The 10,727-nt window shown below is 76.7% G+C and carries 4 protein-coding genes; 3 read left to right on the forward strand and 1 reads right to left on the reverse strand.

Translation table 11 applies throughout. The annotated features are described in order from the left end of the window. Window positions 1-2 precede the first annotated feature (2 nt). A complete protein-coding gene (locus tag ACH4SL_RS14025) occupies window positions 3-8,066 on the forward strand; it encodes an SDR family NAD(P)-dependent oxidoreductase (protein ID WP_398444869.1) in 8,064 nt (2,687 codons plus the stop codon). Between the two features lie 45 nt (window positions 8,067-8,111). On the opposite strand, the gene ACH4SL_RS14030 is transcribed toward ACH4SL_RS14025, so the two are convergent. Then, window positions 8,112-8,708 (reverse strand): TetR/AcrR family transcriptional regulator, encoded by a 597-nt coding sequence (locus ACH4SL_RS14030; RefSeq protein WP_398444871.1) that lies wholly within the window; start codon window positions 8,706-8,708, stop codon window positions 8,112-8,114. A 64-nt stretch (window positions 8,709-8,772) separates the two neighbouring features. Between ACH4SL_RS14030 and ACH4SL_RS14035 the strand changes: the two genes are divergently transcribed. Next, entirely contained in the window at window positions 8,773-9,798 is a 1,026-nt protein-coding gene (locus ACH4SL_RS14035; protein ID WP_398444874.1) for an ATP-binding cassette domain-containing protein, read from the forward strand. Continuing rightward, window positions 9,795-10,643, forward strand: a complete 849-nt coding sequence (locus ACH4SL_RS14040) for an ABC transporter permease (protein WP_398444876.1) — start codon at window positions 9,795-9,797, stop codon at window positions 10,641-10,643. The genes ACH4SL_RS14035 and ACH4SL_RS14040 overlap by 4 nt, the downstream gene beginning before the upstream one ends. Window positions 10,644-10,727: the final 84 nt, after the last annotated feature.

Consider the following 10,727-nt stretch of genomic DNA (forward strand, 5'->3'; position numbering starts at 1 on the left):
CGATGAGTGCGTCCATCGAAGAGATCACCAAGGCGCTGCGCGCATCGGTCAAGGAGACCCGGCGGCTGCGGGCGCGCAACGACGAGCTGGAGGCGGCACGCCACGAGCCGATCGCCATCGTCGCCATGTCCTGCCGGCTGCCCGGCGGCGTCACCTCGCCCGACGAGCTGTGGCGGCTGCTGGACGACGGCCGCGACGCCGTGACCGGCTTCCCCGCCGACCGCGGCTGGGATCTCGGCGGGCTGTACGACCCGGACCCGGACCACCTGGGCACGTCGTACGTCCGCGAGGGCGGCTTCCTGTCCGAAGTGGCGGGATTCGACGCGGAGTTCTTCGGGATCTCGCCGCGCGAGGCCCTTGCCATGGACCCGCGGCAGCGGCTGCTGCTGGAGGGCACCTGGGAGCTGTTCGAGGCCGCCGGGATCGATCCGCAGACCCTGCGCGGCAGCCGTACCGGCGTCTTCGTCGGCGCCGGGCCCTCGGACTACCCGCACGGCATGGAGGGCTACGCCGTCGCCGGCACCACGCCGAGCATCCTGTCCGGCCGGGTGAGCTACGTCTTCGGGCTGGAGGGCCCGGCGGTGACGGTCGACACGGCGTGCTCGTCGTCGCTGGTCACGCTGCACCTGGCCTGCCAGGCGCTGCGCGCGGGCGAATGCACGACGGCCGTGGCCGGCGGTGTGACCGTCATGTCCAGCCCGCGCGTCATCGTCGAGTTCAGCCGGCAGCGCGCGCTGTCCGCGGACGGGCGGTGCAAGGCCTTCGCCGAGGCCGCGGACGGCTTCGGCTTCGCCGAGGGCCTGGGCCTGCTGCTGCTCGAACCCCTGTCGCGGGCCCGGCGCCTGGGCCACGAGGTGCTCGCGGTCATCCGCGGCTCGGCCGTCAACCAGGACGGCGCCTCCAGCGGCCTGACCGCGCCCAACGGCCCCTCCCAGGAGCGGGTCATCCGGCAGGCGGTCGCCGCCGCGGGGCTCTCCCTGCGGGACGTCGATGTCGTCGAGGCGCACGGCACCGGCACCACGCTGGGCGACCCGATCGAGGCGCAGGCGCTGCTCGCGACGTACGGCCAGGACCGGCCGGACGGCAGGCCGCTGCTGCTGGGCTCGGTGAAGTCCAACATCGGCCATACGCAGGCGACCGCGGGCGCGGCGGGCGTGATGAAGATGGTCCTCGCGATGCGCCACGGCACGGTGCCCGCGACCCTGCACGTCGACGAGCCCAGCCGCCACGTCGACTGGCAGGCGGGCGCCGTCGAACTGGCCGTCGCGGCGCAGCCGTGGCCCGACGCCGGGCACCCGCGCCGCGCGGGCGTCTCGTCCTTCGGCGTGAGCGGCACGAACGCCCACCTCGTCCTCGAAGAGGCCCCGGAGCCGACTCCCGCTGCCGCGGGAGGGGGAGGGGACGCCGGCGCGGGCCGCCCGGCGGACGCGGGTGCCGCGGCCGCGGCGGGGGCCGGTGTCCCTCCCGGCGTCGGACCCGGTGCCGCCGGTCCTGCCGGCGCCGGACCCGCCGGCCTTGCCGGTGCCGGACCCGCCGGTCCTCCCGGTGCCGGACCCGCTGCCCTTCCCGGTGCCGGATCCGCCGGCCTTGCCCGTTCCGGGGCTGCCGCCGGTGCTGGTGGTGAGGCCGCTCGGTCGGCGGGTGCGGATTCCGCCCGGCCTGGATCCGCCGCTTCTCCCGGTGCTGGACCCGCCGGTCTTGCCGGTGCTGGACCCGCCGGTCCTCCCGGTGCCGGTACCGCCGGTCTTGCCGGTGCCGGTACCGCCGGTCTTGCCGGTGCCGGACCCGCTGCCCTTCCCGGCGCCGGGTCCGTCGGCCTTGCCGATGCCGGTGCCGCCGGTTCTGCCCGTTCCGGGGCTGCCGCCGGTGCTGGTGGTGAGGCCGCTCGGTCGGCGGGTGCGGATTCCGCCCGGCCCGGATCCGCCGCCTCTCCCGGCGCCGGACCCGCCGGTCCTCCCGGTGCCGGACCCGCTGCCCTTCCCGGTGCCGGGTCCGTCGGCCTTGCCGGTGCCGGTGCCGCCGGTTCTGCCCGTTCCGGGGCTGCCGCCGGTGCTGGTGGTGAGGCCGCTCCGTCGGCGGGTGCGGATTCCGCCCGTCTCGCCGACGCCGGTTCCGGTTCTGCCCGTTCCGGGGCCGCCGCCCCTGGTGGTGCCGAGGTTGCCCGTCCACCTGCCGCCCCCACGACGGCGGGAGGAGCCGCGGCCGTTACGGGCGGGGGCCGTTCCCGGGCCGCTGGCGCCGAGGAGCCCGGCGGCAGCGCGGGCGCCGAACCGGGCGTCGTCGCGTGGCTGCTGTCCGGGCGCGGGGAGCGCGGGCTGCGCGGGCAGGCCGCCCAGCTCGCCGCCCACGTCGCCGGGCAACCGGAGGCGGACGTGCGGGACGTAGGTGCCGCGCTGGTGCGGCGGGCCGCCCTCACGCACCGGGCCGTGGTGCTGGGCCCGGACCGGGCGGCGCTACTCGCCGGGGTGGGCGCGCTCGCCGAGGGGCGGCCCGCGGCCGGGGTGGTGCAGGGTGTGGCGCGGAGCCGTTCCGCCGAGGCGGTGCTCGTCTTTCCCGGGCAGGGTTCGCAGTGGGCGGGCATGGCGCTCGGGCTGCTCGACGCCGAACCGGTCTTCCGCGACCGGCTCGCCGCGTGCGAGGCGGCGCTCGCGCCCTTCACCGGCTGGTCGGTGCGCGACGTGCTGCGCGGCGCGCCCGGCGCCCCGGACCTGGAGCGGGTGGACGTCGTCCAGCCGGTCCTGTTCGCCGTCATGGTGTCGCTGGCCGCGCTGTGGGAGCACGCCGGGATCGCGCCCGCGGCCGTCGTCGGCCACTCGCAGGGCGAGATCGCGGCCGCCTGCGTCGCGGGCGCGCTGTCGCTGGAGGACGCGGCCCGGATCGTCGCCCTGCGCAGCCGCGCCATCGTGGCGCTGTCCGGGCAGGGCGCGATGGCCTCGCTCGGCCTCGGCCGCGCCGACGCCGAGGCCGCGCTGACCCGCTGGGCGGGCCGCCTCGCCATCGGCGTCGTCAACGGGCCGGGCTCCGTCGTCGTCTCCGGCGACACCGACGCGATCGCCGAACTCGTCGACACCTACCAGGATTCCGACGTCCGCGTACGGCGGCTGCCCGTCGACTACGCCTCGCACTCCCCGCACGTCGAGCGCATCCGCGACGAGCTTCTGACGCAGCTCGCGGGCGTCACCCCCGTCCCCTCGCGCATCCCCTTCTACTCCGCGGTGACCGGCGGCCAGCTCGACACCACCGGGCTCGACGCGGACTACTGGTACCGCAACCTGCGCCAGCCGGTGCGCTTCGACGAGGTCACCCGCACCCTGACCGAGCGCGGGTACGAGCTGTTCGTCGAGGCCAGCCCGCACCCCGTGCTGACGATGGGCCTGGAGGAGACGATCGCGGCCGCGGACGCCGCCGCGCTCGTCCTCGGCACCCTGCACCGCGACCGCGGCGGCCCGGACGACTTCCTCGGCTCGGTCGCGCAGGCCCACACCGGCGGCGTGCCCGTCGCGTGGGAGCGGCTGCTCGGCCACGACCGCGGCGCCGCCGCCCGCGTCACCCTGCCGCCGTACGCCTTCCAGCGGCAGCGCTACTGGCAGGACCAGGAGCAGCCCTCGGGCGACGCGCTCGGCAAGGCCGGGCTGCGCGCGGGCGAGCACCCGATGCTCGGCGCCGCGATTGACGCCGCCGACAACGGCGCCGTCGTGCTCTCCGGGCGGCTGTCGCCGCAGACCCACGGCTGGCTCGCCGACCACGCCGTCGAGGACCAGGTGCTGCTGCCCGGCACGGCCTTCGTCGAACTCGCCCTGCGTGCCGCCGCCGAGACCGGCTGCTCCGGCGTCACCGAGCTGACGCTCGAGGCCCCGATGGCGATCCCGCCGGAGGGTGCGGTGCAGGTCCAGGTCGTCGCCGCGGCCGCGGACGACGCGGGCAGCCGCCGGGTGGCCGTCTACTCGCGGCCCGAGGACGCCTCCCTCGACGGCGCGTGGACGTCGCACGCCGCGGGCGAGCTGAGCGGCCCGCCGCTCGCCGCGGACGCCGCGGGCCTCGCCGTCTGGCCGCCCGCGGGGGCCGAACCGCTGCCCACGGAGGGGCTGTACGAGGACTACGCGGCGCGCGGCTACGCGTACGGGGAGGCCTTCCGCGGCATCCGGCGGGCCTGGCGGCGCGGTGACGAGGTCTTCGCCGAGGTCGGGCTCGGCGCCGCCCAGCGCGGCGAGGCGGGGCGCTACGGCGTCCACCCCGCGCTGCTGGACGCCGCGATGCAGGCGGCGGGCATCCTCATGGCCGAGGAGGGCGGGCCCGCGCGGCTGTGGCTCCCCTTCCTCTTCGGCGAGGTCGCCCTCGCCGCCCCGGGCCTGACCGACCTGCGCGTCCGCGTCCGCCGCCTGGGCCCGGAGCGCATCGCGCTGTCCGCGGCCGACCTCGACGGCCGCCCCGTCGTCTCGGTGGGCGAGCTGGTCGTACGGGCCGTGACCGCCGAGCAGTTGCGCGCGTCCGACACCGGGTCGCTGCGCGACGCGCTCTTCCGCGTCGACTGGACCCCCGTCCCCGCGCCCGCCGCCCCGCCCGCCCGGCAGCGCTGGGCCGTCCTCGGCCCGGACACCGAGGCCGCCACCCTCACCCGCCGCCTCACGTCCGCCGGCCAGGAGGCCGAGACCTACCCCGACCTCGCCGCCCTCCGCACGGCGCTGGCCGAGGGCGGCCCCGCCCCGGCGACGGTGGTGTGGTGCGTCCCGGACCTCCCGACGTCCGGGCTTCCGGGCGCCGGGGAGCTTGCCGCGGCCCGCGCGCCCGGATCCCCGCCCGGCGTCGGGGACGCGGTCCCGGGTACGGGGGAGGTTGCTGCGGCAACAGGGTCCCGCTTCCCGGCAGGGGCCGAGGCCGCTCCGGTCGCCGGGCGGGCCACCGCGGCTGGTGCGGCCGGATTCCCGTCCGGCGTCGGCGACGCGGTCCCGGGCGCGGGGGAGGTTGGTACGGCAGCAGGGTCCCGCTTCCCGGTAGGGGCCGAGGCCGCTTCGGGCGCCGGGCGGGCCACCGCGGCCGGTGCGGCCGGATTCCCGTCCGGCGTCGGCGACGCGGTCCCGGGCGCGGGGGAGGTTGGTACGGCAGCAGGGTCCCGCTTCCCGGCAGGGGCCGAGGCCGCTTCGGGCGCTGGGGAGCTTGCCGCGACCGGTGCGCCCGGATCCCTGCCCGGCGTCGGCGACGCGGTCCCCGGCTCCGGGGAGGCGGCGACGCCCGTCGCGCCCGGCGTCGGGGCGGCCGGTGCGTCTGGCCTCCCCGCAAGGAGCGGTGGGCTTCCGGGCGATGGATGGTCCGCTACGCCCGGCGCGCCCGGCCTTACGGCGGGCGCCGACGTGGCCCCGGACGCCGGTGCGCGCATCGCCGACCGCATGCGCGAGGTCAGCGCCGCCGCGCTCGGGGTGCTCCAGGGCATGGCCGCCGACGACGTCCTCGGAGGGGCGCGGCTGGTGGTCAGGACGCGGGGGGCCGTCGGCGCGGAGGCGGGGGGCGGGGTCGCGGATCTCGGGGCCGCCGCCGTGTGGGGGCTCGTGCGGTCGGCGCAGAGTGAGCATCCGCAGAGCTTCGTCCTGGTCGACGACGACACCGAGCAGGCCGCGTCCGGCGAGCTGTGGGCGGCGGCCGTCGCGTCCGGGGAGCCGCAACTCGCCGTCCGGGCGGGCGCCTTGCTGGCGCCGCGGCTGGCGCGGGCCGCGTCGGGGGAGGGCCTGGTGCCGCCCGCCGGGGCGGCCGCGTGGCGGCTGGAGTGCACCGGCACCCGCACCCTGGAGGGGCTGACCCTCGCCGAATGCCCGCCGCCGGGCGCCGAGTTGGGCCCGCGCGAGGTGCGCGTGGCGGTACGGGCCGCGGGGCTCAACTTCCACGACGTCGTCGTGGCGCTCGGGCTCCTCCCGGACGAGGCCGACCTCGGCGGCGAGGGCGCGGGCACCGTGACCGCCGTCGGCTCCGCCGTGACGGGCCTGCGGCCCGGCGACCGCGTCCTCGGGCTGCTCACGCACGCGTTCGGGCCGGTCGCGGTGACCGACGAGCGGCTGCTCGCGCCGATCCCGGCGGACTGGTCCTTCGAGCAGGCCGCCTCCGTACCGGTGGCCTTCGTGACCGCGCACTACGCGCTGTCCGACCTGGCCGGGCTGCAAGCCGGCGAATCGGTGCTGGTGCACGCGGCGGCGGGCGGCGTCGGCATGGCCGCCGTGCAGCTCGCCCGGCACCGCGGCGCGCGGGTGTTCGCGACGGCGAGCCCGGCCAAGTGGCCGGTGCTGCGGGCCGCGGGGCTGGACGACGCGCACCTCGCCTCCAGCCGCACCCTCGACTTCGAGGAGCGCTTCGCCGCCGAGGCGGGGGAGCGCGGCATCGACGTCGTCCTGGACTCGCTGGCCGGCGAATTCGTCGACGCCTCGCTGCGGCTGCTGCGGCCCGGCGGGCGCTTCGTCGAGATGGGCAGGACCGACGTCCGGGACGCCGCCGAGGTCGCCGCCGCCCACCCCGGCGTCGGCTACCGGGCGTTCGTGCTGGACGACGCGGGAGTGGACCGTATCGGCGCGATGCTCGCCGAGGTCATGGACCTCTTCCGGGCGGGCGCGCTGCACCTGCCCCCGCTGACGACATGGGACGTGCGGCAGGCGGTCGGGGCCTTCCGCCACATGAGCCAGGCCCGGCACGTCGGCAAGAACGTGCTGACGGTGCCGCGGCAGCCCGACCCGGACGGCACGGTGCTGGTCACCGGCGGCACGGGCACCCTCGGTGGCCTCGTCGCCCGCCACCTCGCCGCCCGCGGCGCCCGGCACTTCCTGCTGCTCAGCCGCAGCGGGCCCGCCGCGCACGGCGCCGACGAGTTGCGTACGGCCCTCGCCGGACTCGGCGCCGCCGCCGACATCGTGGCCTGCGACGTCGGCGACCGCGCGGACCTGGCGCGGGCGCTCGCCGCCGTACCGCCCGCGCACCCGCTGACCTCGGTGGTGCACACCGCGGGCGTCCTGGACGACGGGATCCTCGGCTCGCTCACCCCGGAGCGGATCGGCACCGTCCTGCGGCCCAAGGCCGACGCGGCGCTGCATCTGCACGAGCTGACCGCGGGCGCGGACCTCGCCGACTTCGTCCTCTTCTCCTCCGGCGCGGGCCTCACCGGCGCCCCCGCGCAGGGCAACTACGCGGCCGCGAACACCGTCCTGGACGCGCTCGCCCAGCACCGGCGCTCGCTCGGCCTGCCCGCGACGTCGGTCGCGTGGGGCCTGTGGGCGCAGACCAGCGCCCTGACGGCCACCCTCACCGCCGCCAGCCGGGCCAAGATGTCCGGCTACTACACGGCCCTGCCCACCCCGCAGGCGCTGGGCCTGTTCGACGCCGCCCGCGGCTCGGCGGAGCCGCTGCTGCTCGCGACCGGCATCCGTACCGGCAGGCTGCGGGACCTCGCCCGCGAGGGCGCCCTTCCGGCGCTGTGGCGCGGCCTGGTCAGCACGCCGGTGCAGCCGAAGGCCGCGGCGGCCGACCCCGGCACGGACATCGCGCGGCAGCTCGCGCCGCTGAACGAGGCCGAGCGGCACGCCTTCCTGCTCCAGCTCGTCCGCGCGCACGCGGTCGTCGCGCTGGGCGGCGGCGACGCGGAGGCGATGGACCCCGACAGCGCCTTCCGGGACGCCGGGTTCGACTCGCTCACCGCGGTCGACCTGCGCAACCGGCTGGCCGCGGCGACGGGTTGCACCTTCCCGGCGACGCTGGTCTTCGACCATCCGACCCCGGCCGAGCTGGCCCGCCACCTGCGGACGCGGCTCACCCCGGCAGAGGGCGCGCAGGCCGGGCCGGGGCCCGAGCCCGTACTCGACGAGATCGAGAGCCTGGAGCGGTCCCTGCTGCGGTCCGCGCCGGACGAGGAGCAGCGCGGCGCGATCACCCGGCGGCTGCGGGCGCTGCTGAGCCGCTGGGACGACACCGCGGCCGCGCCGGGCGCGGCGGGGGAGGATACGGAACTGGCCCTGGACACGGCCACCGACGAAGAGCTGTTCGCCCTGCTCGACGGCGGCCTCACGGACGGCGACCTCCCGGAGCTGCGGGACTGACGCGGGAGCGGGTCCCCGGCGGAGGACGCCCCTCCGCCGGGCGGCCTACTTGCTCCCGCACAGCCGCAGCGCGCTCTCCAGGCACAGCGCCTCCGCGTCGTGCGGGAGCAGGCGGTCGGCGGCGACCTCGGCGGCGGCGGCGTGCTGGAGGCCGACGATCGCGGCCGCGAGCCAGGACGCGGGCAGCGACACGTCGAAGGCGCCGGTCTCCATGCCGCGGGTGACGAGCCGTTCGAGCCGCGGCGGCACCACGTCGGACAGCGCGTTGTGGTTGGGCTCCGGGGTGCGCGGCGCGGTGGGGTTGAGCAGCATCGGGTGGCGGCGCAGGAAGCGCCAGCCGGCGTCCAGGAACTGCGCCAGCGCCTCCGCGGGCGGGGTGCTGTCGAGCCCGGCGGCGTCGAGCGCGGCGAGGTATTCGGCCGCCGCCGCCTCCAGGAGGGCGGTGACCAGCGCGTCCCGTGAGGGGAAGTGCGCGTAGACGGTCTGCCGCGTGACGCCCGCCGCGGAGGCGATGTCGTCCATGCTCGCGTCCGGGCGCTGGCCGAGCACGACCCGGCTCGCGTTGAGGATGGCGTCGATGCTGCGCTGCGCGTCGGCGCGGCGGCGGCGCGGCGGCGGGGCGGTTTCCTGCGAGTCGACCATTCCCTGACGGTATGCGTTCCGCCATAACCTTGACAAGCTGTGAGAGATAGTCAACTCTTACGGCATGTCAAAGAATAGCGTGGGCGAGGATCAACCGGCGGTCGAGGCACGCGGCATGGCCAAGGCCTACGGGGAGAAGCGGGCGCTGGACGGGATCGACCTGACGATCCCGCGCGGCCAGGTGTTCGGGTTCCTGGGCCCGAACGGTGCGGGCAAGACCACCACCATCCGGATCCTTGCCACGCTGATCAAACCGACCGGCGGCACCGCCAAGGTGCTCGGCCACGACGTGCTGACCGAGGCCGACGCGATCCGCGCCAAGGTCTCCCTCACCGGCCAGTACGCCTCGCTCGACGAGGACCTGACGGGGTACGAGAACCTGATCTTCCTGGGCCGCCTCCAGGGCCTGCCCCGCCCCGCCTGCCGGGACCGGGCCGACGCGCTGCTCGCCGCCTTCGACCTGACCGACGCGGCCGGCCGCCCGGTGAGCGGCTACTCCGGCGGTATGCGCCGCCGGCTGGACATCGCGGCCAGCCTCATCGTCACCCCCGACCTGCTGTTCCTGGACGAGCCGACGACCGGGCTCGACCCGCGCAGCCGCAACCAGGTCTGGGAGCTGGTCCGCCGGGTCGCGGCGGCCGGCACCACCGTGCTGCTCACCACGCAGTACCTGGACGAGGCCGACCAGCTCGCCGAGCAGATCGCCGTCATCGACAACGGCCGGATCGTCGCCGAGGGCACCAGCTCCCAGCTCAAATCCCGCGTCGGCTCCGGCACCCTGCACCTGCGGCTGCTCGACGAGGAGCAGCGCGACCGGGCCCGGCAGATCCTCGGCGAATCCCTCGACGGCACGGTGGAGCTGGGCGCCGACCCGTTCGCGCTGTCCGTGCTGCTCGCCACCGGGCAGGGCGGCAAGGGCGACAAGGACGTGAGCCGCCTGCTCGGCCGCACCATGAACCGGCTCGCCGACGCGGGCGTGGGCGTCGCCGACCTCTCGCTCGGCCAGCCCAGCCTCGACGAGGCGTTCCTCGCCCTCACCGGGCACCGGACCGCCCCGGCCACCCCCGACCACGAGGACCAGACCGCATGAGCAGCTCCACCGCCCCCACGCGCCCCGCCGCAGCGGCGGCCGACCCCGTCGACGCCCTGCTCGCCGCCGGCCGCACCCGCCACCGGGCCGGCCCCGTCGCGGCCTCCGCCGCCTTCGGCAGCCGCGCCATGCTCAAGCTCAAGCACGACCCCAAGCAGCTCGTGGACTCCACCGCCATCCCGATCCTGTTCACGGTGCTCTTCACCTACCTCTTCGGCGGTGCGATCAGCGGCTCCACGTCCGAATACCTCAAGGTCCTGCTGCCCGGCGTGCTCAGCATGAGCATCGCCATCGTCACGATGTACGGCGGCGGCCGGCTCGCCCAGGACGTCCGCAGCGGCGCCTTCGACCGCTTCCGCGGACTGCCCATCTGGCGCGGCGCGTTCGTGCTCGGCGGCCTGCTCAGCGACGGGGCGCGGTACGTCTTCGCGTCCGTCATCGTCATCGTGCTGGGCGTCGCGATGGGCTACCGCCCCGACAACGGCTTCCTCGGCGTCCTCGGCGCGGTCGCCCTGGTCATCGTCTTCGGCCTCGCGCTGTCCCTGGTGTGGGCCGCGCTCGCCCTCGCGTTGCGCGACCCGGCCGTCGTCATCAGCATCGCCAACGCCGTGCTGATGCCGCTGTCCTTCGCCAGCAACGTCTTCGTCAAGCCCAGCACCATGCCCGGCTGGCTCCAGGCCTTCGTCAAGGTCAACCCGCTCAGCCATGTCGCCACCGCCGCCCGCGACCTGATGAACGGCGGCTCCGGCACCACCGGCGCGGTCGTCTGGACACTCGTCGCGAGCGCCGTCATCACCGCGGTGTGCGCGCCGATCTGCCTGCACCTGTACAACAAGGAGAGCTGACGCCCGAGCTCGCGCAGTGGCCGGCCGAGGTACGAGGCCGTCCGCGGAGCGAGTGAGCAGGAAGATCGACCGAACAGGGAGAGA

Origin of the sequence: Streptomyces sp. NPDC021020, from assembly GCF_044333285.1 — a bacterium.
Taxonomy (GTDB): Bacteria; Actinomycetota; Actinomycetes; order Streptomycetales; family Streptomycetaceae; genus Actinacidiphila.